Here is a 23886-nt window from a genome sequence, read left to right as displayed (position 1 = left end):
GAATGCGCAGGCCACGGGAAACGAACAACGCCGGGCAAGCGCACGCCCCGCCGATGACGGAGAAACGCGTCGTTTTGCCAGGCGTCATCAGCGCGGGGCAGGGAGCAGCGAAAGCGGACGTGATGACCTATCTCGACTGACTCTCGGTTATCCCCGGCGGTTTTTAATCCATCTCATGAATTAAGGGTGGAACACCATCACCTAGAGATATTATAGGAGCCTATTTATGTCGGATACAATGGGGGCGTTATTTATTGCCGTTGGCGACGGCGTCTAGATGCACCACCGGGTTCTCGGCGAATAGGTAGCGGTCGACGTTGAACTCGAAATCATCGGTGGTCGCGTGGAACAGCATCTGCTTGGTATTTTCCAGATGCTGCCACATGGCGATCTTCGCACCATACGGATCTTTGCGGATCAACGCCTTGAGGATCTTATCGTGATCTTCGCACCAGCTTTCGATCGATTTATCATCGATATGCTCATGCAGCTTTTGCCAATAGGGGTTATGAATGCGCTGGCTCCACATCTTCTCGACGATGGTAGCCATGGCGCTATTCTGTGTCGCCAGCGCGACCTGGACATGGAATTTGAGATCCCACTCCGAGTCGCGGAAGCGGTCTTCCTGGCGAGCACGCTCCTGGATCTCCATCAGCGCGACGATATCCTGCTTGGTGACCTGTGTCGCGGCGAACTCGGCGACATTACTCTCGATCAACTGACGAGCCTGTAACAGTTCGAATGGCCCGGCGCTGGCAAACTCGATAGCCGTATCTGGCAGGATCAGCGATTTGGGCTGGTTGCTGATCACGTGGATGCCGGAGCCCTTACGCACTTCAACATACCCTTCGACCTCTAGCATGATGATGGCCTCGCGCACCACGGTGCGGCTGACATCCATCTCCTCGGCGATGAAGCGCTCGGCGGGGAGTTTATCGCCGACAGGGTAGACGCCGCCCTCAATGCGTTGTTTCAGTTCGGCGGCCAGCTGTTGGTAGAGTCTCGTGCATTCCATATTCGTGCTCGGTTAGAGGGTGAAGACGCAGGCGTCGAGTAACTCGACGTCATGATGCGAGTTGTTATACCACTTTTCACCGTGTTGTCACTAGCCGCAAGCGTGTGGAGTGTGACCCTCCGCGAACAAAATGACAGGGGCTAAGAACCCGCCTAGTGGCGGGTGTTTAGCGCAGAAGAGATTAGGCGTTAGCGTTAGCGGGTTGAGGGCGCGGTAAGGGGTCGTTCGCGTTACGATTCTGTAGTACCGTCCAGATGACCAGCGCACCAAGCAGATCAAAGACGGCCAAGCAGGCGAACAGCGGGCTGAATCCGATCGTATCGGCCAGCGCGCCGACCACCAAGGCAAACAGGGTGCTGGCCGTCCAGGCCGCCATCCCCGTCAGGCCGTTGGCGGTCGCCACCTCATTACGGCCAAAGACGTCAGAGGAGAGGGTGATCAGCGATCCCGAGAGAGCCTGGTGAGCGAATCCTCCGACACATAACAGGGCGATGGCGATATAGGGACTACTAAACAGGCCGATCATCCCAGGGCCGATCATTAACAGCGCGCCTAGCGTCACCACCAGTTTACGCGAGACGATCAGGTTAACCTTGAGGTACTTCTGGAACAGTGGCGGCAGATACCCCCCAACGATGCAGCCTAAATCGGCGAACAACATCGGCATCCAGGCGAACATGGCGATCTCTTTCAGATTGAATCCATAGGCTTTAAACATGAATAACGGGATCCAGGCGTTAAAGGTCCCCCAAGCCGGTTCGGCAAGGAAACGCGGCAGCGCGATGCCCCAAAACTGGCGATTGCGTAGGATCTGCCAGGCCGACATGCGCTCGGCGTTACCGCTCTGATGTTGTGCCTCTTGGCCGCTGAGGATGTACTGGCGTTCCTCCTCACTGAGGCGCTTTTGATCTTTGGGCTGTTTGTAGAAGATCAGCCAGCCAATCGCCCAGGCCAGGCTTAGGACACCGGTGATGATGAACGCCATCTCCCAGCTGTGTACCATGATCGCCCATACGACTAACGGCGGCGCGATCATCCCTCCGATGGAAGAGCCGACGTTAAAGTAACCGACGGCAATTGAGCGCTCTTTGGCGGGAAACCATTCCGAGGAGGCCTTGAGACCGGCCGGGATCATCGCCGCCTCGGCCATACCAACCGCGCCGCGCGCAATGGCCAGACCACCCCAGCTATTGGCCAATGCGGTTCCCATACAGAACAGTGCCCACAATAAGGCAAATACCGCGTAACCAATTTTGGTACCCAATAAATCCAGTACATAACCGGCGACCGGTTGCATGATGGTATAGCAGGCAGAGTAGGCGGCGATGATATAGGAGTACTGTTGTGTGGTGATGTGTAACGTATCTTCCAGTGCGGGTGCGGCGACGGCGACGGCGTTGCGCGTCAGGTAGCCTAGAACCGTCCCGATGGTCACCAGGCCGATCATGTACCAGCGCAATCCTTTGATTTTACGCATTTAAACTCTCTCCCCCGTTTCATGATTTAACCATGTCGCTCGCCGTTTAGGCATAAGACGGCCTAGCCCCTTGGCGGAGCCAAGGGTGCGATGGTTAGCGTGTACTCCTGCTACCAGGAATGATGGCGCACACCAGCAATCCACTACACCCTGACAGTGGCGTAGTGATGAGACGGATAATCTCGCTATGGCGTACTTGCTGAATATTGGTCAAACCACAATGGGCTAAATTGGTTGACACTCAGCCGAGTTACTTCGACGGCTAAGATAACTTGTCATACAGATTCAAAGATTGAGAGCTATCACAAAAACCATAATTGGATTACGGAATAATGATCATCATAATTTATGGAATCTATCTCTGGCTGTACTGATGCTTTTCTCGTCACGTCATGACGTTTTTTGTCATACAGTCCGCAAAGCTGGATAAAGTTCTGGACTAACTTTTAAATTGGTGTGATAACTTTCGCCAGCGCACCCCCGAGCGAGTGCATCCACCGCATCTGAGGAACCCGATTATGTCTCAGTTTTTGACCGAAGATTTTTTGCTTGATAGCGAATTCGCCCGCCGCTTGTACCATGATTATGCGGCAGAACAGCCTATTTTCGATTATCACTGCCACCTTCCTCCGGAGCAGATTGCCGAAGATTATCGTTTCAAAAACCTGTATGACATCTGGTTGAAAGGCGACCACTACAAGTGGCGCGCGATGCGGACCAATGGGGTAGCAGAACGTTTCTGTACTGGCGATGCGAGCGATCGTGAGAAGTTTCAGGCCTGGGCGGAGACGGTGCCGCATACTATTGGTAACCCGTTATACCATTGGACCCACCTTGAACTACGTCGTCCGTTTGGGATCCGCGACACTCTGTTATCCGGTGCGACGGCGGAGGCTATCTGGACGCGATGCAATCACTTATTAGCCGATGAGGCGTTTACGGCGCGTGGAATCATGCGTCAGATGAATGTGAAGATGGTGGGGACCACCGACGATCCGATCGATGATTTACGTCACCATCGGGCGATCGCCGCCGATAGCAGTTTCACCACCAAGGTATTACCTAGCTGGCGTCCGGATAAGGCGTTCAATATCGATGCCGCTATTTTCCCAGAGTATATGGCTAATCTGAGCGCGGTAGCGGATGTCGACATCACGCGCTTCGCCGATCTGTGCCAGGCGCTGAAGGTGCGTATGGATTACTTCGCCGAGCAGGGGTGTAAGGTCTCCGATCACGCCTTGGACGTGGTGCTGTATGCCGAAGCCGATGAGGCCACACTGGATGCGATCCTGGCGCGACGCCTGAGCGGCGCTGCGCCGAGCACAACGGAGATCGCCCAGTTCAAGACGGCGGTGCTGTTGTTCCTTGGGGCAGAGTACCGGCAGCGCGGTTGGGTACAGCAGTATCACATCGGCGCGTTACGTAACAACAATACGCCGATGTTTGAACGCCTGGGGCCCGACATCGGCTTCGACTCGATTAACGATGCGCCGGTCGCTCAACCGCTTTCCCGTCTGTTGGACGCCCAAAGCCGTAACGGTGGCTTGGCGAAGACCATCTTGTATTGCCTGAATCCGCGTGACAATGAGGTCCTGGGCACCATGATTGGTAACTTCCAGGGAGAAGGCCTACCGGGCAAGATGCAGTTTGGTTCTGGCTGGTGGTTCAACGATCAGAAAGATGGTATGCAGCGTCAGATGACCCAGTTGGCTCAGTTGGGGCTGCTGAGTCGCTTCGTCGGGATGTTGACGGATAGCCGCAGTTTCCTCTCCTATACCCGCCACGAGTATTTCCGCCGCATCTTGTGTCAGATGATCGGCCGTTGGGTGGAGCAGGGCGAGGCACCGGCCGATATCGCGCTGTTGGGCGAAATGGTCAGAAACATCAGCTTCGATAACGCCAAGCATTACTTCGCCATCGAACTGTAATCATCGCGCAGATCTCGGCTACGGCGGCGTCGTAGCCGATTCCCATTGATTGTCGCGGGCCGCCGCAGGGCGGAGGGCCTGCTATTGAGGTAGTTCCTGATGCAAACCCTGAATCGTCGCAACTTTCCCGGTCGTCGCCACCCCGATAGAGTGATCCAGTTTGGCGAGGGCAACTTCCTGCGCGCCTTCGTCGACTGGCAGCTAGACCTGCTGAATGAGCACACCGATCTGGATGCTGGCATCGTGGTTGTACGGCCGATCGATAGCGATTTCCCCCCCTCGCTGAATAGCCAGGATGGCCTGTATACCACGCTGGTGCGCGGTCTGGATGAACAGGGGAAGGCGGTCGCCACACGGCGTGTGATCCGTAGCGTTAATCGCGAGTTGAACGTCTACCGGGAGTTCGATCAGTTCCTGGCGTTGGCGCATGATCCCAACATCCGCTTTGTCTTCTCTAACACGACCGAGGCGGGCATCAGTTATGCCGAGCAAGATCGTCTCACGGACGCCCCTCCTTCCAGTTTTCCAGCCAAGCTGACCCGTTTGTTGTACGAACGCTTCTGTCATTTTGCCGGTGCGGCGGATAAAGGGTGGATCGTGTTGCCCTGCGAGCTGATCGACTACAACGGCGAGGCGTTGCGTGAGCTGGTGTTGCGCTATGCCGAGCAATGGGCCTTGCCCGCCGATTTCTACCAGTGGCTGTGTCAGCACAATACCTTCTGCTCCACACTGGTCGATCGCATCGTCACCGGTTATCCACGGGAGGAGGCGGCGATGTTGTGTAGCGAGTTGGGTTACCAGGATGGTTTCCTCGATAGTGCGGAGTACTTTTATCTGTTCGTCATCCAGGGGCCGCAGTGGCTGGCGCAGGCGCTACGCCTGGATGCCTACGCTGCTACGCAGATGCCGTTGAACATTCGAATCGTGCAGGATATTCGCCCTTATAAGGAGCGTAAGGTAGCGATTCTCAATGGCGCTCACACCGCGTTGGTGCCGGTGGCCTACCTGGCGGGGTTGGATAGTGTCGGTCAGAGTATGGATGATGCTCAAGTCGCAGCCTTTGTGGAGCAGGCCATCTCCCAAGAGATTGTCCCGCAGCTCGATCTACCTCGCGAGGAGTTGAATGCGTTTGCGGCGGCGGTACTTAGCCGTTTCCGTAACCCTTATATTCAGCATCAACTGCTGTCTATCGCCCTTAACGGCATGACCAAGTTCCGCACGCGCATCCTGCCGCAGTTGTTGGCTTATTGCGCCGAACAGGGGCGCCCCCCGCTCCGCCTGAGTTTCGCCTTAGCCGCCCTGATCGCCTTCTATCGCGGCGAACGCGATGGGCAGCCTTATCCACTGCAGGATGATGCCTATTGGTTGGCCTTTTACGCCGACGGTTGGCAGGCGGTACGCGAAGGGCGTCAGAGCCTGGACGAGCTGGTCGCGGCGGTGTTAGGCGACCAGGCGCATTGGGGGCAAGATCTCAATCAGGTGCCGGGATTGGCGCAACAGGTCAGCTCGGCGTTACAGGCTATCGAGCGGCAGGGCATGCGTGCGGCGCTGAGCGCCTTGTCGGTATCTTGCGGTTAAGGGAACGAGCCAATGTCTATGCAAAGCATTATTCAGATCCATCCTCAAGATAACGTGGCGGTTGCCCTGCGTGACCTAGCCTGTGGCGAGACGATTACCTGCGATGGCATTGAGTTGACGCTGCGTGCGGCGATCGCGCGCGGACATAAGCTGGCCCTATGCGATCTGGCGCCGCAGGAGATGATCATCAAGTACGGCCTGCCGATCGGCCACGCCTTAGTGCCGATCGCCGCCGGTGATCACGTGCATGCCCAGAACCTGCGTACCAATCTCAGCGATCTGGACGACTATCAGTACCAGCCCGACTTTGTCGCACCGACGACGCAACCGGCGGATCGTGCGATCGCGCTGTATCGTCGCGCCAATGGTGAGGTGGCGATCCGCAACGAGCTGTGGATCTTGCCGACCGTCGGCTGTGTTAACGGCATGGCGCGTCAGATGTTGCAACGTTTCCTGCGTGATAACGAGGGGGCGCCGGGGATCGATGGCGCTCATCTGTTTAGTCACACCTTCGGTTGCTCACAGTTGGGCGATGATCACCTGAATACCCGTACCGTGTTGCAGAACATGGCGCGTCACCCCAACGCCGGTGGCGTGCTGGTGGTGGGACTGGGGTGTGAAAACAACCAGATCGCCGCCTTCCGCGAGACGCTGGGCGACTACGATCCGGCGCGGGTACGCTTCCTGATCTGTCAGCAGGAGGAGGATGAGGTGGAGGCCGGTGTGGCGCAATTGCAGCAGCTGTATACGCTGATGCAAAGCGACCAGCGTCAGCCGGGGCGGCTGAGCGAGCTGCGCTTCGGTTTGGAATGTGGCGGCTCTGATGGCTTCTCGGGGATCAGCGCCAACCCGCTATTGGGGCGCTTCTCCGACTATGTCATCGCCCACGGAGGTACCAGCGTGCTAACTGAGGTGCCGGAGATGTTCGGTGCCGAGCGCATCTTGATGAGCCGTTGTCGCGATGAGGCCACCTTCGCCAAGACGGTGACCATGGTTAACGATTTTAAGCGTTACTTTATCGACCATCGTCAGCCGATCTATGAAAACCCCTCACCGGGTAACAAGGCTGGCGGCATCACTACCCTGGAGGAGAAGTCTCTGGGATGTACCCAGAAGGCCGGTCAGAGCCATGTGATGGATGTCTTACGTTACGGTGAGCGCCTGCGTACGCCGGGGCTGAATCTGCTCAGTGCGCCGGGTAATGACGCCATCGCCACCAGCGCGCTGGCCGCCGCCGGCTGCCATATGGTGCTATTCAGTACCGGACGCGGCACGCCATACGGTGGTTTCGTGCCCACCGTTAAATTGGCGACAAATAGCCCGTTAGCGCAGAAGAAGCCGCATTGGATCGACTTTGACGCCGGGCAGTTATTGCAGGGCAAGACGATGGATCAGCTGCTGGAGACGTTTATCGAGCTGATCGTCGCGATCGCCGAGGGTGAGCCGACCTGTAACGAGAAGAACGACTTTCGCGAGCTGGCGATCTTCAAGAGCGGTGTCACGTTGTAATGGGTCATCACGTGTCGCCAGGGGCGCCGTAGGGCGCCTTCCATCCTGAAGGAATCAGGACATGAACAGTGCGTATCTGTTTGCCCAGGGGGTGGGCGTTGTCGCCTTTCTGGTCGGTATCACGACCTTCTTTAATCGTGACGAGCGCCGTTTTCGCCTGCAATTAGCCTTGTACAGTTCCATCATCGGTGTGCATTTTTTCCTGATGGGGGCCAGTACCGCCGGTATGAGTGCCGAGTTGAATGCGATCCGTTCGGTCGTCGCAACGCGTACGCGTAACCTGTGGGTGATGGTTCTGTTCATCGTACTGACCTTGGTGCTGGGGGTCGGCGAGTTGCAGCATCCGCTGGAAGTGCTGCCGATCGTCGGCACCATCGCCAGTACTTGGGCACTCTTCCGTTGCCGTGGTTTGACGACGCGCTGTGTGATGTGGTGCTCGACCGCCTGTTGGGTGATCCATAATCTGTGGCTGGGATCGCTAGGGGGGTCACTGATCGAGGGGAGCTTTCTCTTGGTCAATGGTTATAACATCGTGCGTTTTTACCGCATGCAGCGGCGTGGTATCGACCCTTTCCGCAGCGAGTAAAGCGAAAAACGGGCGCCATTGGCGCCCGTTGTCGATATGGCTGGCGGTTAACTCAACTCGGCGGAGGTTTGACCCGCAGGGGCCTCGGCCGCCTGGCAGGCCGCCGCAGTAAACAGCACGTCGGTGGAGGAGTTAAGCGCGGTCTCACAGGAGTCCTGCAATACGCCGATGATAAAGCCGACGGCGACGACCTGCATGGCGACATCGTTACTGATGCCGAACAGGCTGCACGCCAGTGGGATCAGCAGCAGTGAGCCGCCCGCGACCCCGGAGGCGCCGCAGGCACAGATCGCCGCGACCAAGCTCAGCAGTAACGCGGTCGGCAGATCGACGGTGATGCCCAGCGTATATGCCGCGGCTAGCGTCAATACGGTGATGGTGATCGCGGCCCCCGCCATGTTAATGGTGGCCCCCAGCGGAATGGAAACGGAATAGGTATCCTCGTTCAGCTTGAGCTTCTTACACAGCTCCATGTTCACCGGGATATTGGCGGCAGAGCTGCGCGTAAAGAAGGCGGTCAGGCCGCTTTCGCGCAGGCAGGTGAAGACCAGCGGATAGGGGTTGCGGCGGATCTTCCAGAAGACGATCAGGGGATTGAGCACCAGTGCGACCATCAGCATGGCGCCGACCAAGACCATCAGCAAGTGGGCATAGCCCCACAGCGCATCGAAGCCCGTTTCGGCCAGGGTGGAGGCGACTAAGCCGAAGATACCCAATGGGGCGAAGCGGATCACGACGCGGACGATAAAGGTCACGCCATAGGAGAGATCGCCGACCACGCGTTTGGTGGTATCGGAAGCATGGCGTAACGCCACCCCCAGGCCGATGGCCCAGGCCAAGATCCCGATGAAGTTGCCGTTAGCCAGCGCGCGGAAGGGGTTATCCACCACATTCAGCAGCAGCGTCTGGATGACCTCGACGATGCCACCCGGCGGGGTGATATCGTTGTTGTGCCCGACCAACGCCAGCTCGGAGGGGAAGAGGAAACTCATGACTACCGCGACCAACGCGGCAGCAAACGTCCCGAGCAGATACAGCAGCACGATGGGACGCATATTGGTCTTCTGCCCTTTGCGGTGATTGGCGATGGAGGCGGCGACGAGAATGAAGACTAGCACCGGCGCGACGGCCTTCAGCGCACTGACGAACAACGTCCCCAGCAGACCGGCGGCGACGGCCGCAGAGGGGGAGAAGGAGGCCAGTGCGATGCCCAAGATGAGCCCCACCATGATTTGCCCGACGAGACTACCGCGCAGGATAAAGCGCATAAACCCGGATTGTCTTTCCATAATCGATTACCTACTTGTTATATTTTTGGATTGCCTCTCTGGCAACCTGTAACTAAATGTGTTTGCTACCCCAGTATAGGGAAATCGACTCAATAGGGAACGACGAATTTATAAAATTCTGCTGGCGCCGTCGAAAATTAACAAAAAAATTACTTTTAATGTATTTTTTTCACTAATTTGTGAAAAGGTGCGCAAAAAAGCCAACCTCGCTCACATCGGCAAAAACAGGTGTCAGGATAAGAAACTAAAAAAATAGCAATAACCAACTATTACTCTATTTCATTATGGTGAAAGGCAGTGGGTTTGGCGGGGGAAACGCTCCGGCGTAGCACACCGGAGCATCGGCCATCAGCGGGGGGAACGCGTTGCGCGACGATGGTTAACCCAGGCGTTGATCAGCAGGGTCAGCGCCAGGATCCCGGCAACGGTCGCCAACGAGACGGCGATCGGAATGTGATAGAAGTCGATGATCAGCATCTTGATCCCAATGAAGGTCAGGATCGCCGCCAAGCCATACTTCAGCAGGGAGAAGCGTTCGGCGACGCCGGCCAGTAGAAAATACATGGCGCGCAGGCCGAGGATGGCGAAGAGGTTGGAGGTGAGCACCAGGAACGGGTCGGTGGTCACGGCAAAGATCGCCGGGATGCTATCGACGGCGAAGATCACGTCGCTCAACTCGACCAGGATTAGAACCAGCAGCAGCGGTGTCGCGAATAACACCCCATTGCGGCGAGTGAAGAAGTGCTCACTCTCGATACGGTCGGTCATGCGTAGATGGCGGCGTAACCAACGTACCAGTGGACGATCGCCGAGGTCACCCTCGTCGTCATGGCTCATGGCCATCTTGATACCGGTGAACAGCAGGAATGCGCCAAACAGATACAAGATCCACTGGAATTGAGTCACCAGCCAGCTACCGGCGAAGATCATCACGGTACGCAAGATGATGGCGCCCAATACGCCATAGACCAATACCCGGCGTTGCATGCTGGCCGGTACCGCGAAGTAGCTGAACAGCATCAACCAGACGAAGACGTTATCGACCGCCAGCGCCTTCTCGATCAGGTAACCCGTGAGGAAGGCCAGCGCCTGTTGGTCGGCGACCTCACGCCCCAACGTTTCACTGAGGTAGAGCCATAGACCGGCGTTAAACAGTAGAGCCAAGCTGACCCAGACCAGCGACCAGGCGGCGGCTTGGCGCATGGTCATGGCCTGAGCGCCACGGCGACCCTGCAATAGCAGGTCGATGGCCAGCATGATGACGATGATCAGGGCGAAGCTCCCCCACAACCACGGGGTGCCGACAGAGTTGAGCATGGAAGAATCCTTTAATGGTTAATCGGCCGATGGTGTCGGAAGGCGAACCGCGGCTGTGCATTTATTAACCATGCATTGCAGACACCTCGCCTTCCGGCAAGGTCTCACTTACAACGCAGTCATCGGCGGGAGCCGATGAGGTTGCCCGGTAACCGGGTGCAGTTACGCACCGTAATGACGATTAACCGGCAAATTAGAAGTTACTCCCCTTTGCTGCGCAGAAAATAATGCAAAATGTGTCAGCGGTCAATCCCTGTCCAGCGTCATACGCGATACTTAGCTATCAGAACGGCGTTATTCAGATCAAGATGGCATAAGCAATGCCGGTTGCAGCCATGCAACACGGGGCTGAAGCCGTTATAGTGAGCCGTTAATTGAAGAGATAAGCAGAACGGTGGCGATGTCATGGCAGTTGCAAGAAAAACTAACCCCCTGGCGATCGGTGGCCTGATCGCTCTGACGTTGATCTGGAGCTACAGCTGGATTGCGATGAAGCAGGTGACGCTGTATATCGGCGCCTTCGACTTCACTGCGTTGCGGTGTATCTGCGGCGCGCTGTTGCTATTGCTGGTGCTGCGCCTGCGTGGACGTGGCATGCGGCCGACGCCGTTTGGCTACACCCTGGCCATCGCGTTGCTACAGACATGCGGTATGGTCGGTTTGGCACAGTGGGCGTTGATGAGCGGTGGTGCCGGCAAGGTCGCGATCCTCAGTTACACCATGCCGTTTTGGGTGGTGATCATGGCAGCCCTGTTTCTGGGCGAGCGGATGCGCCGGTTGCAGTATGGCGCGATTGTGGTCGCCGCCGTCGGTCTACTCTTGGTGTTGCAACCTTGGCGCCTGGATTTCTCTTCATTGCAGAGCGCATTGCTGGCGGTACTCTCGGGGATCAGCTGGGGCGCGAGTGCGATTGTCGCGAAACGCATGTACGCCCGTTATCCCGGCATCGATTTGTTGGCGTTGACCACCTGGCAGATGCTGTACGCCGCCGTGGTGATGAGTGTCGTGGCTTGGCTGGTTCCGCAGCGTAGCGTGGATTGGCAACCCTATGTATTTTGGGCATTGGCCTATAGCGCCATTCTGGCAACGGCATTGGCGTGGAGCCTGTGGTTGTTCGTATTGAAGAGCCTACCCGCCGGGATAGCCAGCCTGAGTACGTTGGCGGTACCGGTCTGTGGCGTGCTGTTTTCCTGGTGGCTGCTGGGGGAGAATCCGGGGCCGGTGGAGGGCAGCGGAATCGTCTTGATCGTGTTAGCGTTGGCGGCGATCAGCATCAAAAAATCGGGGCCACAGGCGCACAGTACCCGTCACGGGCGCCGCTAGTGGCCCCGTGTCGTCAGGCGTGATCGGCGGGGAAGACTACACCGGTCTGGCGGCGGATCTCATCCAGCAGGCGGGCGGTGCAGAGGGCACGCGCGACGCCGGCGTGGGAGACGTTGCCCTCACGGATCAGGCGGGCGAAGTGCTGCGCCTCATACTCCATGGTATTTTCACCCTGCCACACGCCGATCTCCTGCGCGACGCCGCCGCGCGGTATGAGCGTGACTCGCTGGCATTGGGACAGGTGCTCGATCACCAGGCTGCCCTCTTCTCCCTGGATCTCGCTGGCTAGCGCCGAATCGCTGACTTTGGAGTGGAACAGCAAGGCTTCGAAGCCGGGATAGTTCATGACGACGTGACCGTGGGCATCGACGCCCGATTCCAGTAGCGTGGCTCCGGCACTGATCCGTTGCGGTTCACCAAAGAGCGCGACGCCGCTGGCCAGGCAGTAGAAGCCAATGTCCATGATGGAGCCATTGGAAAACGCCGGGTTAAAGGTATTCGGATTCTCGCCATTCAGATAGCGTGGATAGCGCGAGGAGTACTGACAGTAGTTGAGGAACGCCTTACGCAGGCGACCGAGGCGTGGCAGCGTGCGGTGTACCACCTCGAAGTTGGGCAGATAGGCGGTCTTGAAAGCCTCAAACAGCACCACGCCATTGGCGCGCGCGCAATCAAAGGCACGTTGTGCCTCGGCGTAGTTCGAGGCGAGCGGTTTCTCGCAGATGACATGCTTACCGTGGCTCAGCATCAGCAAGGTCTGCGGGCAGTGTAGGGCGTTGGGACTGGCGACGTAGACGGCATCGACTTCGTCGCTACGGGCTAACGCCTCGAGACTGTCGAAGCAGCATGTCGCTCCGTAGTCGGCGGCGAAGGCGCTGGCCTGCTCCAGGCTGCGTGAGTAGACGGCGCTGAGGCGGTACTGGCCACAAGATAGGGCAGCATCGACAAAACGCCGGGTAATCCAGTTGGTTCCGATGATGGCGAGGCGGATCATGGCAGTCTCCCTAAGGATAAAAATTATCCATCAGGCTAGCATATTCATTACGCGATCAATATACGTCTCCCTCAACATCAAGGCAGGTGAGGTAGAGGCGAGCGTCGAACTCTAACTGGTGGTAGTCCGGCTCCATATGGCAACAGAGACTGTAGAACGCCTTATCGTGGTTTTTCTCGCGTAGATGGGCCAACTCATGTACCACGATCATGCGCAACAAGGGTTCAGGGGCCTGACGAAATAGCGTGGCGATGCGGATCTCCGCCTTGGCCTTCAGACGACTACCTTGTACGCGAGAGATGGCGCTGTGTAATCCCAGCGCCTGCTGGATCACCTGGATACGGCTATCGTACTGCACCCGGCTGAGCGGGGAGGCGTTACGCAAATAGCGGTTCTTGAGCGCCATGACATAGGTATACAGGGCGCGATCGGTCGTGATGTCGTGGCGCTGGGGATAACGTTGCCGCAGTGTCTGTGCCAGGCGGCGTTGCTCGATCAGGGTGCGCACCTGTGCCAGCAGGGGTTCCGGATAACCGGCAAGGTAACTCAGGGACGTCATTTCGCCCTCCTTCAGGTACAATAGTGGACTATTGTACTTGATGCCCGCCGTCGGCGGGCGATTTTGCGGAGGGGCGATGAGCCAACTCGAATCCAGCGCCGGTTGTCCGGCCATCACCGACCTGACGCTGGAGCGTTTTCCCCGTCAGTCAGACGATCCGTCCCTACAGGCTTGGGAGGCCGCGGACGAGTATCTACTGCAACAGATCGATCTGACCAAGGCGCAGGGGCGTCCGGTGATCATTTTCAACGATGCCTTCGGGGCATTGGCCTGTGCCCTGCATGCGTGGCGTCCCTATTCCGTGAGTGACTCCTATGTTAGCCAGCTGGCGACGCGCCATAACTTACAGCTCAATGGGCTGGATGAAGAGGCGGTGACCCTGTTGGACAGCCTGAGCGCCTTGCCCGACGCTCCGGGACTGGTGGTGATCAAGCTGCCTAAGATGCTGGCGCTGTTGGAACAGCAGCTGCATGCGCTACGCGCGGTGGTGACACCGGAAACGCAGATTATTGCCGCGGCGAAGGCGCGCGACATCCACACCTCGACGCTACAGCTGTTTGAGTCGATCCTGGGGGATACGCATACCTCATTGGCTTGGAAGAAGGCACGCCTGATCCATTGCCAGGTAGCGCCGCGTCAGCCGACACCGGCGCCGGCGACCACCGTTTGGCCGTTGGATGAGACGGACTACATGATGCATAACCATGCAGGGGTGTTCTCTCGTACCGGCCTCGATATTGGTGCCCGCTTTTTCCTGCAACACCTACCGGAGGATCTACAGGGTGAGGTGGCCGATCTGGGGTGTGGTAATGGGGTGTTAGGGTTGATGGTATTGCACCGTTGCCCGCAGGCGCGGGTGCTGTTCGCCGATGAGTCCTATATGGCGGTGGCCTCGTCCCATCTTAATGTGCAGCACAACCGCCCACAGGACCTGGAGCGCAGTGAGTTCTGGGTCGGCAATGGTCTCGCTGGCCGTGAAGGCGGCTCGTTAGATGCGGTGCTGTGTAACCCACCGTTTCATCAGCAGCACTCCATCACCGATCAGGTGGCCTGGGATATGTTCGTCGCCGCGCGACGTTGCCTGAAACGCAACGGAGTGTTGTATATCGTCGGGAATCGTCACTTGGATTACTACCAGAAACTGCGTCGTTTGTTCGGCAATTGCACCACCTTGGGCATGAACCGTAAGTTCGTGGTGCTCAAGGCAGTGAAAACGGCTAACACACCACGGTAAATGAAATATAAAGTCACTTTTTGTGCATAATTATTGGTAGCGATATGTTTTTACGCTATGCTGCGTAGCGGCGCTATTTGCCTACCGTTGCCGATAATTCTTCCGCTTCACGTCGTCGTGCTAACCGTACGGCGTGGGGCGGACACGAAAAGGACTTTGCCATGGATCGTAGAACGCTACTCAAGTCTTCCGTTGCCCTGTTCGGGGCCCTGTCGTTATCCGGTCCGCTCGGCCTTGCTCGGGCGCAAGCGACGGGCGAGCGTCCGCTCGCCGCGCCAGATGCCGCCCATCCGCTGGCCTTAAACTTCAATGAGAATGCTCTGGGCATGTCGCCGCAGGCGCAGCAGGCCATCGTGACGGCGTTGCCCGGTGCGTTCCGTTATCCCGATGCGGCACGCGAGGCGTTGATCGCCGCGTTGGCCGAGACATTGGCGCTGACGCCGGCACATATTTCCCTAGGCAATGGCTCTTCGGAGTGTATCCAGGCCGTGCTGCAGTCTCAGGCGCTCGCGGCGCAGCGCCAGGGGAAGGCGGTGCAGCTGGTGGTGCCGGACCCCACCTTTAATTATGCCGAACTGTATCTGCGTCCGTTGGGCGTCGAGGTGGTTAAGATCGGGTTGGACGCACAGCTGGCCTTCCCGTTGGCAGAGATGCAACGCCGTACGCGTGACTTCAAGGGGCTGTCGTTGGTGTATCTGTGCAACCCGAATAACCCGACGGCGACCATCACGCCCGCCGATCAGTTGGCGGCGTGGATCACCCAGGCGCCGCCGGACACGTTCTTCGTCATCGATGAGGCCTATGCCGAGTTTGTGAGCGATCCGGCGTTTCGCAGCGCCATCGAACTGGTGCAGGCCGGGCATGAGAATCTGTTGGTGACGCGCACCTTCTCTAAATTGTATGCCTTGGCGGGGTTGCGCATCGGTTATGGTGTGGCGCAACCGGCGGTAGCCGCACAGAGCGAGGCGCTGATGTCGCTGGATAACACCAACACCGCCGGCGCCGTTGCCGCGTTGGCCTCACTACAGGATCGGGCGTTTGTGGCGCAGAGTCGCAAGAATACCGATCTCGCGCGTCAGATCGTCTGCGCGGCGTTGGATGAGTTGCAGCTGCCCTATCTACCATCGCAGGCTAACTTTATCTTCCACCAAGTGAAGGGGGACGCCGCGGATTACCAGGCGCGGATGAAACAGCATCACATCCTGGTGGGGCGCCCCTTCCCGCCATTGAACAACTGGAACCGCTTGACGTTGGGGACGCCGCAGGAGATGCAGCAGTTTGTCACCCAATTGCATGCCTTCCGTCGCCAGGGCTGGGTCTAAGTGCCAGCGCCTACCAATGGAGGGTGACTTGGAAGCCGCCGCCCGGCGCATGGGCGAATTGAACTCGCATACCGTGCAGGGTCGCGATCTGGCGCACAATGGACAGTCCCAGACCGCTGCCGGTTTTCTCCTGGCCGGGAGGGCGATAGAAGCGCTCACCCAGGCGCTGTAGTACCTCGTCATCGACACCGCTACCGTTGTCTGTCACTTGGAGGCAGCGACTATCCAGCCGCAGAGTGACCTGGCTGCCTGCCGAGCTGTAACGGATGGCGTTATCCAGCAGATTACGCAGTAGCAGGGAGAACAGCAGTGGCTGGATTTGGCGGCTGACGTTGGTGTCCTCGACACAGAGGGCCAGGGTGACGCCCGCGGCATGCGCCCTCGCATCCATCTCGATAACCGCCTCTTGCAGCATCTCGGCCAAGGGGCGCGACTGCACATCGTTGAGTTGTGCCAGCGAATCCAGGCGCGACAGCGTTAATAGCTGATCGACCAGGCGCGTCGCCCGATCGATACCTTGATCTAACTGGCTGAGTGCGCGTTGACGTAATGCGGCATCATCTTGCGCCAGCTGAACTACCTCGGCCTGGACGCGTAACGCCGCCAGCGGTGTGCGCAGCTCGTGGGCGGCATCGGAGGTGAAGCGGCGTTCACGTACCATCTGGGCGGTGGTGCGCGAGAAGAGGGTATTGAGCGACTCGACGACCGGCCACACCTCGCTGGGAATGGCGCCACGTGCCAAGGGTGTCGCATCATCGGGACGGCGGCGGCCCAGGGTGGCCGCGAGGCGGTGTAATGGCGCCAGCCCGCGGCTGATCACGATCAGTAGTAAGATCACCATGATCGGCAACGCCACCAGCCAGGGAGCCATCTGCGCGGCGACGATACTCAGCGCCATGTCGTCACGGTAGTCCCACTCTTGCCCGACCAGAATGCGGTAGCGGCCGTCCGGGGTGGTCAGCCAGAGTAGGCGCCAGCTGTCATCATCGTTGTTGAGATAGCCGTCGGTGAAACCATCACGCCGATAGTTGTAGACCAGGTTATCGCCATTGTCGCCGTCGTTGAGCAACATACGGCCATCGGCGCTGAAGATGGCGAAGGCCAAGGCATCGTTATCTTGATCTCCCCGGTGTTTACGCAAGAGATCATGGCTTTGTGGTAGTTGGATCGGGGACTTCAACTGGCTGAGATCGAAAGCCAGCAGGCGTTTGGCGAACAGCATCTGCTGGGTATCGAACAGCTCATTCAAGGCCGCGCGAGTCTGATACCAGGCCAAGGCGCTGGCACTGCTCCATACCAGTAGCACCAGGATGAGAAAACCGCCGGTTAAGCGGGCGCGCAGGCTATGTGCCAGGCGGCGTGGCAGATGCAGCATCAGGCGTCTCCCAGGGTATAGCCCACGCCATGGACGGTTCGGATAAACGCGCTGCCCAGCTTACGCCGCAGGTGGTGAATATGAACCTCGACCGCATTACTGGAGACATCGCCCTCCCAATTGTAGAGCTTCTCTTCGATGAGACTGCGCGGTAGCACGCGACCGGCGTTACGCAGCAGCAGCTCCAGCAAGGCAAACTCTTTCGGCTTCAAGAGTAATGGGGCGCCATCCAGGGTGGCGGTGAGACTCAGCGGATCGAGGGTGACCGCTCCGTGGCTTAGCTGCGTCTGGGTTTGCCCATGGTTGCGCCGTATCAGCGCCTGTAACCGGGCGGCGACTTCAATCAGCGCGAAGGGCTTGCAGAGGTAGTCATCCGCGCCCTGCTGCAACCCGGTAACTCGTTGCTCCAAGGCGTCTCGAGCAGTAAGGATAAGCACGGGTTCAGCATGCCCCGCCTCGCGCCAGCGACGTAGGATCTCCAACCCATCGATCCCAGGCAGGCTGAGATCCAGGATGACGGCATCGTAGGGGGCGGCATCTAATGCCGCCAAGCCTTGGTTACCGTCACTGAACCAGTCCAGCGTAAAGCCCATCTTACTGAGGCCGGCCTTGATGCCATCGCCAATCAAGCGATCGTCTTCGATTAACAGTACGCGCATAGTGTCATCTTCGTTTGGGTTTTGCGCCCGATTTAACCGTGTGGCAAACCTTTTGTACAGCACGGTGATGGGAGAAGTGAAGTCTGTTAGCGCTAGCTGGAATAATTGAGCGCTAGAATCAATACTTAAGATCTTGTTAAGGACTGTTTGGTGTAATGCACACATCGGCAGTTGGCGAGACTGCTTTCTGAATTCCATCACGGGAGTATAACAATGAAAAAAAGTGCGGCGATTGTTGCTATCTTGGCCCTGTGCAGTGCACCGGTTTTCGCTCAGACGGGTGGCTTCTCTGGCCCGGGTGCGGCGCAACAGACCCAGACTACTCAGCAAGGCGGCTTTGTCGGCGGTCAACAGGCGGTCACCACCATCGCGAAGGCGAAAGAGATGAGTGACAATAGCTGGGTGACCCTTCAGGGGCATATCGAACAGCGTGTACGCGGCGATCACTATACCTTCCGTGATGCGAGTGGCACCATCGAAGTCGAGATCGATCATAAGTACTGGAACGGTCAGACCATCACCCCGCAAGATAAAGTGGAGATCCAAGGGGAAGTCGATAAAGATTGGAGCACCACGAAGATCGACGTGAAACGTCTGCATAAGATGAATTGATCGAGCGGTTAACGCTTACGGTAAACGGCACTGTCCAACGGACAGTGCCGTTTTTCTTTACAGCACGTGCTCGGTACGGGCGATGATGTCGTCTTGAGTATCCGGCGACAGCGCTGTGAAGAAGGCCGAATAGCCGGCGACGCGTACGACCAGATCGCGGTAGCGCTCCGGGTGCGCCTTGGCATCCAGCAGCGTCTCGCGCGAAACGATGTTGTACTGTACGTGCCAGCCTTGATGGACCTCAAAGAAGGTACGTAGCAACTGCATCAGTTTCTGGCGATCGCTTTCATTCTCCAGCGTGTCCGGGTTCAGTTTTTGGTTGAGCAGCACCCCGCCCAAGATGGCCGAGGTGGGCAGCTTACCTACCGATCCCATCACCGCCGTCGGTCCGAGACGGTCGGTACCCGATGCTGGGCTAGCACCTTCGGCCAACGGTGTGTGCGCCTTACGGCCATCGGGGGTGGCCAGGGTAGCGGCTCCGAAGGGGACGTTGGCGGAGATGGAGGAGGTGCCTGCATAGTAACCACCGCCGATGGGACCTCGTCCATGGCGAGGGTTATGGTAGTGAGATAACTCGTCAATATAGTAGCCATAGGCCTGCACCAGCAATACATCCACGCTATCGTCATCATTGCCATATTTGGGTGCACCATTGACCAGGCGTTGGCGTAGCTGTTCGTGCTGCGGGCCGTCAAAGTCTTCTGCCAGTGCGCGTGCCAGTGCCTGTTGGCTGATGCGTCGCTGTTCAAATACCAGCTGCTTCACCGCCGCCAAGCTATTACCCAGATTGGCGATACCCACCTGAAGGCCCGACACCCAGTCATAGTGGGCACCGCCCTGTTTGATACTCTTGGCGCGCTCGATGCAGTCATCCACCAACGCGCTGCACAAGATATCGTGAGCGTTCTCCTCCAGCACCGTGTCCACCACATATTCGATCTCGATAGACTTGCGCGTGTAGTAACGAATTTGACGCTCCCAGGCGGCCATGACCTGGGTAAAGTCGCTAAAGTTCCCCTGTGATAATGCTTGTGTCTGCGGCAGGAAAACGTGACCGCTGGTGGCGTCTCTTCCACTTTCGAGCGCCGCCAGCATGACACGGGCGAAGTTGATAAAGCTCATCCCGGTACAGCGGTAGCCCCACTTGCCAGCGACGGCGGTTTCGATACAGCCGATGGCGGCATATTGGTAGGCATCCTGCGGTGCGACCCCCAGCGCGATAAAGGCGGGGATGACGATCTCATCGTTATTGAAGGCTGGCATACCGAAGCCACAGCGTATCACCTGGGTGCAAGCATCGAGAAAGTCATCGCTGATCCCGGCATGGTAGCGCACGCTCAAGTTAGGTTGAGTGGAGCGTAGTCGCCCACAGGATTCGAGGATGGCATAGGAGAGCGGGTTGACGGCGTCCTGGGGCACGCCGGCGACCAGGTTCTGCCCGCCGATGGTGACATTCTGGTACAGCGGACTGCCGGCGGAGGCCTTAGAGTGCGTGCCGGAGCGGATCTTGTTGATTTCGAGCAGCTTCAGCCAGCAGCCTTGCAGTAGCTCGATGGCCTGTTCACGGCCGAGGGTCTGCTCCAGCTCGACATCACGGCGATACCAGGGATAGAGGTACTGATCCATCCGACCAAAGGAGACGGAGTGGCCGTTGGATTCGATCTGCAGCAGCAGTTGGATGAAGTAGCACAGTTGCAGCGCTTGCCAGAAGGTCTGCGGTGGGCGGTGGGCGATGTGTTCACAGCCGTCGGCGATGGTGAGCAGTTCGCTGCGCCGTTCGGCTCGTGGCTCATCGATGATCATGCGTCGGGCCAGGGCGGCGAAACGCAGGCAGTGCTGGCTAACCGCCTCGAGCGTGATGTCGACGGCCTTGAGGAACTGTTCGCCGTGCAGATCGTCCAGTTGGGTCAGATCGATGCGGCGGCGGCGCGCGGCAACCCGCTCGCGCAGCCCATCCAGCCCGATATCCAGCAGCAGTGGATAGTTGACGGCCAGATGCGCGTCGCCGGAGGTCATGTTGCCTTCGGCCTTGATGATCCCGCTGGCTAGTAACGCCTTCTGCTCATCGGTGAACATGCCGTAGCAACGATCCTGCACGGTTTGCCCCCGCCACCAGGGGCAGAGGCGGTGCAGTACGGCCTTGTCCTGTTCGCTGACGCTGAAGCCGGCGCCAGGGCGATCGGCCAGATCATCAATTTCCTGCTCGATCCAACTGACCGTGTACTCCGGGAAGATCGGTGCGGCACGCAGGCGGCTGGCCTGATTGCCGACGATCAGCTCGTCGTGATCGATCCAGATGGTGCGGCGAGCCAGGTGCTCCGCCAGCGCCAAGGCGCGTCGCACCGGGAGCGGTTTGTCCAGATGACGCTGGTAGGCATCGGTATAGTGCTGGGCTCGTTCGGTACAGATGGGCGGCGTGACGATGTTGATCAAGGCCGCTTTATGCGCCCGGATACGTGCGCTCAGAGTGTTCAGGTGCAGAGTGGTCATGGTGTTATCCTCCCAGTGTCACGCTCAGGCCGCGTTGGCTCGCATAGTGGCGGGCCGCATCCAGCAAGGCGGGATCGTTTAAGGCCTGTTCCGGCGCCAGGTAAGGCCGACCGAGCAGGCGGTACTTGTTGCGCCCCAGGGTGTGGTAGGGCAGGAAATGGATCGCACTGATGGTCAGTTCGTCGGCGGCGAAGTCGACGATGCGTTGAATATCATCGAGAGCGGCGTTGAAGCCAGGGATCACGGGGACACGTAATATCAGCGTCTTTCCACTGGCGGACAGGCGGCGCAGGTTATCCATGACGCGTCGTGCGCTGCCGCCGGTCCAGGCACGAAAGCGTGCCGAATCCACCTGTTTGAGATCGGCCAGAAACAGATCTGTCCAGGGTAACGACGGCGTCAGATAGCGCCAGGGAACGTGTAAACAGGTTTCGACCGCGGTATGGATCCCCGCTTGGTAGCAGCGGCGTAACAACGTTTCGGCTAACCGCGGCTGCATAAACGGTTCCCCGCCGGAGAGGGTGATTCCACCGCCACTGCGTTGATAGAACGGACGATCGCGTTCGATCTGCGAGAGGATCGTCTCGGCGGAGATCTCCTCGCCGCAGACGGTTAACGACTGGCTGGGGCAGCAGTCGCGCAACGCCTCAATGGCGGCGGCATCCGCGTGCTCGCGGTGTAGCGAGATCGCCTGCCCGGCGCGTAGCGCGACGGCGGGGGCGGCATCCTGACACTGTGTGCACGCCGCCAGACAGCTCCGGGCGTCATACAGCAGTTCCGGGCTCCGTAGCAAACTTTCCGGGTTCTGGCACCAACGGCAGGCGAGTGAGCAACCCTTGAAAAAGATCACGGTACGGATCCCGGGACCGTCGTGCGTGGAGTAACGCTGAATATTAAAGATCATCATCAAGACCCCGCAGTTCTTCTTACGAAGATTTAATAACTTTCGAACGAAAGTTGACTTGATGTTAATCAATAATTGCTGCGCTTTCCACCGCTATACTGCACAAAAATTAGTCTTGCCTCATCCTCGATTAAGGACATCCGCATGGAACTCTATCTCGACAGCGCCGATTGTGCGCTGGTACAACGTCTGGCCCGCATCCTGCCGCTGGCCGGGGTGACCACCAATCCCAGCATCATCGCCCGTAGTGGTCAGCCACCGTCTCAGGTGTTGCCGCGCTTACACGAGGCGCTCGGGGGACGCGGACGTCTGTTTGCTCAGGTGATGGCGTCTGATGCCGCGGGCATGGTGCGGGATGCGCATGCGTTACGCGCCATCATCGCCGATCTGGTAGTTAAGGTTCCGGTCACGGCGGAGGGGTTGGCGGCGATCGCACAATTGAAGCAGGAGGGGATCCCGACGCTAGGAACCGCCGTGTATGGGGCAGGGCAGGGACTACTGGCGGCGTTGGCTGGCGCCGACTATATCGCGCCATATGTGAACCGCCTCGATGCGCAGGGTGGTGATGGGATCAAGACGGTTGAGGAGTTGCAGCACCTGCTGACGCTACACGCGCCACAGGCAAAAGTACTGGCCGCTAGCTTTAAGCATGCTCGTCAGGCGTTGGACTGCCTGCTGGCCGGTTGCCAAGCCATTACCCTACCACCGGATGTCGCCGAACAGTTCATCACCACGCCGGCGGTGACGGCGGCGGTGGTGCAATTTGAACAGGATTGGCAGGCGGCTTTCGGACGTCGTAGCCTGTAGCGGTGGTCTTGCCTATTCAGTGTGTCGTGTGAGAGCACTCACCTAAACGTTCTGCTGGCAGTGTCGATGGATCCTTTTAGGGTCATCGCGAGGGCGGCGCAGAAAATTCACCGCCATTTTATCGCCACTCATTATTAGCCAACAAAAAAGCCACCCGGTTAGAGGTGGCTTAAATGACTGAATCTAAAGCTAAAATTTGGTGGCCCCTGTTGGGTTTGAACCAACGACCAAGCGATTATGAGTCGCCTGCTCTAACCACTGAGCTAAGGGGCCGAGTGGCGGGGATTATAGAGTAAATCACAGGGAGAGATCCAGTGCCTATACGGCGCCCGCCGCTTTTTTGAACATGGCTAGCCCTTTGTAATTACGATAAGATTTGTGTCAGTCGGTTAACAGTAAGGCGCTGTGATGAGTAGAGATATTCTGGCTCCAGGGTTGCGAGTCGTGTTTTGTGGCATCAATCCGGGTTTAAGTTCGGCCCATACGGGATACCATTTCGCGAATCCGCATAATCGCTTCTGGCAGGTAATCCATCTGGCGGGCTTTACCGAGCGCCAACTGACGCCGCCTGAGGAGGCGCATCTCTTGGATACCGGCTGTGGTATCACGGCGCTGGTGCAACGCCCGACGGTGACGGCGGCAGAGTTGACGGCGGCCGAGTTGCATACCGGCGGGGAGGCGTTACGGGCGAAGATACAACATTACCAGCCGCAGGCGTTAGCGGTGTTGGGCAAGCAAGCGTTCACCCAGGCGTTTGGTGTCCGTCGACCTGCCTGGGGGCGGCAAGCGCAACCTATCGGCGAGAGTGAGGTCTGGGTATTACCGAATCCGAGCGGTCTGAACCGGGCGACGCTGCCGGAGTTGGTCGCCAGTTATCAGGCGTTATACCAGACGTTGCGTTAGAGGTT

Annotated in this window: 20 protein-coding genes and 1 tRNA gene; 10 read left to right on the top strand and 11 right to left on the bottom strand. The window is 58.3% G+C overall.

Annotated elements, in window-relative coordinates; translation table 11 throughout:
• Positions 1 to 247 precede the first annotated feature (247 nt).
• A complete protein-coding gene (gene exuR, locus DCL27_RS14435) occupies positions 248 to 1015 on the bottom strand; it encodes a transcriptional regulator ExuR (protein ID WP_005281457.1) in 768 nt (255 codons plus the stop codon).
• Positions 1016 to 1196: 181 nt separating this feature from the next.
• The gene (locus tag DCL27_RS14430) at positions 1197 to 2492 is read right to left on the bottom strand and encodes an MFS transporter (protein WP_035597115.1); all 1296 of its coding nucleotides are present in this window, start codon (positions 2490 to 2492) and stop codon (positions 1197 to 1199) included.
• 518 nt (positions 2493 to 3010) lie between these two features.
• Here DCL27_RS14430 and uxaC point away from each other — a divergent pair.
• The 4 genes from uxaC (at position 3011) to DCL27_RS14410 (ending at position 8093) form a co-directional block, all read left to right on the top strand.
• The gene (uxaC, locus tag DCL27_RS14425; RefSeq protein ID WP_005281461.1) at positions 3011 to 4420 is read left to right on the top strand and encodes a glucuronate isomerase; all 1410 of its coding nucleotides are present in this window, start codon (positions 3011 to 3013) and stop codon (positions 4418 to 4420) included.
• A gap of 99 nt (positions 4421 to 4519) precedes the next feature.
• Positions 4520 to 5998, top strand: coding sequence for a tagaturonate reductase (locus tag DCL27_RS14420; RefSeq protein WP_035597117.1), 1479 nt, complete (start codon positions 4520 to 4522; stop codon positions 5996 to 5998).
• 18 nt (positions 5999 to 6016) lie between these two features.
• Positions 6017 to 7507, top strand: coding sequence for a UxaA family hydrolase (locus DCL27_RS14415; protein WP_035597173.1), 1491 nt, complete (start codon positions 6017 to 6019; stop codon positions 7505 to 7507).
• Positions 7508 to 7568: 61 nt separating this feature from the next.
• Positions 7569 to 8093, top strand: coding sequence for a YgjV family protein (locus DCL27_RS14410; protein WP_005281469.1), 525 nt, complete (start codon positions 7569 to 7571; stop codon positions 8091 to 8093).
• Positions 8094 to 8140: 47 nt separating this feature from the next.
• Here DCL27_RS14410 and sstT read toward each other — a convergent pair whose 3' ends face one another.
• Complete coding sequence (gene sstT / locus DCL27_RS14405; RefSeq protein ID WP_005281471.1) at positions 8141 to 9382, bottom strand: serine/threonine transporter SstT; 1242 nt, start codon at positions 9380 to 9382, stop codon at positions 8141 to 8143.
• Between the two features lie 348 nt (positions 9383 to 9730).
• On the bottom strand, positions 9731 to 10699 hold the full coding sequence (locus tag DCL27_RS14400) for a TerC family protein (RefSeq protein ID WP_005281478.1): 969 nt from the start codon (positions 10697 to 10699) through the stop codon (positions 9731 to 9733).
• A 405-nt stretch (positions 10700 to 11104) separates the two neighbouring features.
• Here DCL27_RS14400 and DCL27_RS14395 point away from each other — a divergent pair, with 405 nt between their 5' ends.
• On the top strand, positions 11105 to 12022 hold the full coding sequence (locus DCL27_RS14395; protein ID WP_035597119.1) for a DMT family transporter: 918 nt from the start codon (positions 11105 to 11107) through the stop codon (positions 12020 to 12022).
• Positions 12023 to 12035: 13 nt separating this feature from the next.
• Here the strand turns inward: DCL27_RS14395 and DCL27_RS14390 are convergent, their stop codons facing one another.
• Both DCL27_RS14390 and DCL27_RS14385 read right to left on the bottom strand, forming a co-directional pair.
• Positions 12036 to 13016 (bottom strand): Gfo/Idh/MocA family protein, encoded by a 981-nt coding sequence (locus DCL27_RS14390; RefSeq protein WP_035597122.1) that lies wholly within the window; start codon positions 13014 to 13016, stop codon positions 12036 to 12038.
• A 55-nt stretch (positions 13017 to 13071) separates the two neighbouring features.
• Positions 13072 to 13575, bottom strand: a complete 504-nt coding sequence (locus DCL27_RS14385) for a M48 metallopeptidase family protein (protein ID WP_005295882.1) — start codon at positions 13573 to 13575, stop codon at positions 13072 to 13074.
• Between the two features lie 76 nt (positions 13576 to 13651).
• On the opposite strand from DCL27_RS14385, the gene rlmG reads away from it, so the two are divergent.
• Positions 13652 to 14809 carry a 23S rRNA (guanine(1835)-N(2))-methyltransferase RlmG gene (rlmG, locus tag DCL27_RS14380; RefSeq protein ID WP_035597125.1) on the top strand — a complete coding sequence of 386 codons (1158 nt, stop codon included), beginning with the start codon at positions 13652 to 13654 and terminating at the stop codon, positions 14807 to 14809.
• 161 nt (positions 14810 to 14970) lie between these two features.
• The gene (locus DCL27_RS14375) at positions 14971 to 16131 is read left to right on the top strand and encodes a pyridoxal phosphate-dependent aminotransferase (RefSeq protein ID WP_035597128.1); all 1161 of its coding nucleotides are present in this window, start codon (positions 14971 to 14973) and stop codon (positions 16129 to 16131) included.
• A 10-nt stretch (positions 16132 to 16141) separates the two neighbouring features.
• Here DCL27_RS14375 and qseC read toward each other — a convergent pair whose 3' ends face one another.
• Together qseC and qseB are read right to left on the bottom strand one after the other, a co-directional pair.
• On the bottom strand, positions 16142 to 17506 hold the full coding sequence (gene qseC / locus DCL27_RS14370) for a quorum sensing histidine kinase QseC (protein WP_035597132.1): 1365 nt from the start codon (positions 17504 to 17506) through the stop codon (positions 16142 to 16144).
• Positions 17506 to 18165 (bottom strand): quorum sensing response regulator transcription factor QseB, encoded by a 660-nt coding sequence (gene qseB, locus DCL27_RS14365; RefSeq protein ID WP_005295876.1) that lies wholly within the window; start codon positions 18163 to 18165, stop codon positions 17506 to 17508. Before qseB ends, qseC begins: the two co-directional genes overlap by 1 nt.
• 213 nt (positions 18166 to 18378) lie before the next feature.
• Here qseB and DCL27_RS14360 point away from each other — a divergent pair, with 213 nt between their 5' ends.
• On the top strand, positions 18379 to 18777 hold the full coding sequence (locus DCL27_RS14360; RefSeq protein WP_005281507.1) for a YgiW/YdeI family stress tolerance OB fold protein: 399 nt from the start codon (positions 18379 to 18381) through the stop codon (positions 18775 to 18777).
• 57 nt (positions 18778 to 18834) lie between these two features.
• Here DCL27_RS14360 and DCL27_RS14355 read toward each other — a convergent pair whose 3' ends face one another.
• Positions 18835 to 21267 carry a formate C-acetyltransferase/glycerol dehydratase family glycyl radical enzyme gene (locus DCL27_RS14355; RefSeq protein ID WP_109691559.1) on the bottom strand — a complete coding sequence of 811 codons (2433 nt, stop codon included), beginning with the start codon at positions 21265 to 21267 and terminating at the stop codon, positions 18835 to 18837.
• Between the two features lie 4 nt (positions 21268 to 21271).
• Positions 21272 to 22171, bottom strand: coding sequence for a glycyl-radical enzyme activating protein (locus tag DCL27_RS14350; RefSeq protein ID WP_035597175.1), 900 nt, complete (start codon positions 22169 to 22171; stop codon positions 21272 to 21274).
• A gap of 144 nt (positions 22172 to 22315) precedes the next feature.
• Here DCL27_RS14350 and fsa point away from each other — a divergent pair, with 144 nt between their 5' ends.
• Positions 22316 to 22978, top strand: coding sequence for a fructose-6-phosphate aldolase (gene fsa / locus DCL27_RS14345; RefSeq protein ID WP_035597139.1), 663 nt, complete (start codon positions 22316 to 22318; stop codon positions 22976 to 22978).
• A 197-nt stretch (positions 22979 to 23175) separates the two neighbouring features.
• Here the strand turns inward: fsa and DCL27_RS14340 are convergent.
• A tRNA-Ile gene (locus DCL27_RS14340) sits at positions 23176 to 23251 on the bottom strand.
• A gap of 135 nt (positions 23252 to 23386) precedes the next feature.
• Between DCL27_RS14340 and mug the strand changes: the two genes are divergently transcribed.
• Positions 23387 to 23881 carry a G/U mismatch-specific DNA glycosylase gene (gene mug, locus DCL27_RS14335; protein ID WP_035597142.1) on the top strand — a complete coding sequence of 165 codons (495 nt, stop codon included), beginning with the start codon at positions 23387 to 23389 and terminating at the stop codon, positions 23879 to 23881.
• Positions 23882 to 23886 lie beyond the last annotated feature (5 nt).

It is taken from the genome of Edwardsiella tarda ATCC 15947 = NBRC 105688, assembly GCF_003113495.2.
GTDB classification, from domain to species: Bacteria; Pseudomonadota; Gammaproteobacteria; order Enterobacterales; family Enterobacteriaceae; genus Edwardsiella; species Edwardsiella tarda.
This window is presented reverse-complemented; position numbering and strand designations above follow the sequence as displayed.

What these genes read in the sequence shown, in the direction of transcription:
- exuR (WP_005281457.1), bottom strand. Translation starts at nt 1,015, where the DNA reads ATGGAATGCACGAGACTCTACCAACAGCTGGCCGCCGAACTGAAACAA.
- DCL27_RS14430 (WP_035597115.1), bottom strand. Translation starts at nt 2,492, where the DNA reads ATGCGTAAAATCAAAGGATTGCGCTGGTACATGATCGGCCTGGTGACC.
- uxaC (WP_005281461.1), top strand. Translation starts at nt 3,011, where the DNA reads ATGTCTCAGTTTTTGACCGAAGATTTTTTGCTTGATAGCGAATTCGCC.
- DCL27_RS14420 (WP_035597117.1), top strand. Translation starts at nt 4,520, where the DNA reads ATGCAAACCCTGAATCGTCGCAACTTTCCCGGTCGTCGCCACCCCGAT.
- DCL27_RS14415 (WP_035597173.1), top strand. Translation starts at nt 6,017, where the DNA reads ATGCAAAGCATTATTCAGATCCATCCTCAAGATAACGTGGCGGTTGCC.
- DCL27_RS14410 (WP_005281469.1), top strand. Translation starts at nt 7,569, where the DNA reads ATGAACAGTGCGTATCTGTTTGCCCAGGGGGTGGGCGTTGTCGCCTTT.
- sstT (WP_005281471.1), bottom strand. Translation starts at nt 9,382, where the DNA reads ATGGAAAGACAATCCGGGTTTATGCGCTTTATCCTGCGCGGTAGTCTC.
- DCL27_RS14400 (WP_005281478.1), bottom strand. Translation starts at nt 10,699, where the DNA reads ATGCTCAACTCTGTCGGCACCCCGTGGTTGTGGGGGAGCTTCGCCCTG.
- DCL27_RS14395 (WP_035597119.1), top strand. Translation starts at nt 11,105, where the DNA reads ATGGCAGTTGCAAGAAAAACTAACCCCCTGGCGATCGGTGGCCTGATC.
- DCL27_RS14390 (WP_035597122.1), bottom strand. Translation starts at nt 13,016, where the DNA reads ATGATCCGCCTCGCCATCATCGGAACCAACTGGATTACCCGGCGTTTT.
- DCL27_RS14385 (WP_005295882.1), bottom strand. Translation starts at nt 13,575, where the DNA reads ATGACGTCCCTGAGTTACCTTGCCGGTTATCCGGAACCCCTGCTGGCA.
- rlmG (WP_035597125.1), top strand. Translation starts at nt 13,652, where the DNA reads ATGAGCCAACTCGAATCCAGCGCCGGTTGTCCGGCCATCACCGACCTG.
- DCL27_RS14375 (WP_035597128.1), top strand. Translation starts at nt 14,971, where the DNA reads ATGGATCGTAGAACGCTACTCAAGTCTTCCGTTGCCCTGTTCGGGGCC.
- qseC (WP_035597132.1), bottom strand. Translation starts at nt 17,506, where the DNA reads ATGCTGCATCTGCCACGCCGCCTGGCACATAGCCTGCGCGCCCGCTTA.
- qseB (WP_005295876.1), bottom strand. Translation starts at nt 18,165, where the DNA reads ATGCGCGTACTGTTAATCGAAGACGATCGCTTGATTGGCGATGGCATC.
- DCL27_RS14360 (WP_005281507.1), top strand. Translation starts at nt 18,379, where the DNA reads ATGAAAAAAAGTGCGGCGATTGTTGCTATCTTGGCCCTGTGCAGTGCA.
- DCL27_RS14355 (WP_109691559.1), bottom strand. Translation starts at nt 21,267, where the DNA reads ATGACCACTCTGCACCTGAACACTCTGAGCGCACGTATCCGGGCGCAT.
- DCL27_RS14350 (WP_035597175.1), bottom strand. Translation starts at nt 22,171, where the DNA reads ATGATCTTTAATATTCAGCGTTACTCCACGCACGACGGTCCCGGGATC.
- fsa (WP_035597139.1), top strand. Translation starts at nt 22,316, where the DNA reads ATGGAACTCTATCTCGACAGCGCCGATTGTGCGCTGGTACAACGTCTG.
- mug (WP_035597142.1), top strand. Translation starts at nt 23,387, where the DNA reads ATGAGTAGAGATATTCTGGCTCCAGGGTTGCGAGTCGTGTTTTGTGGC.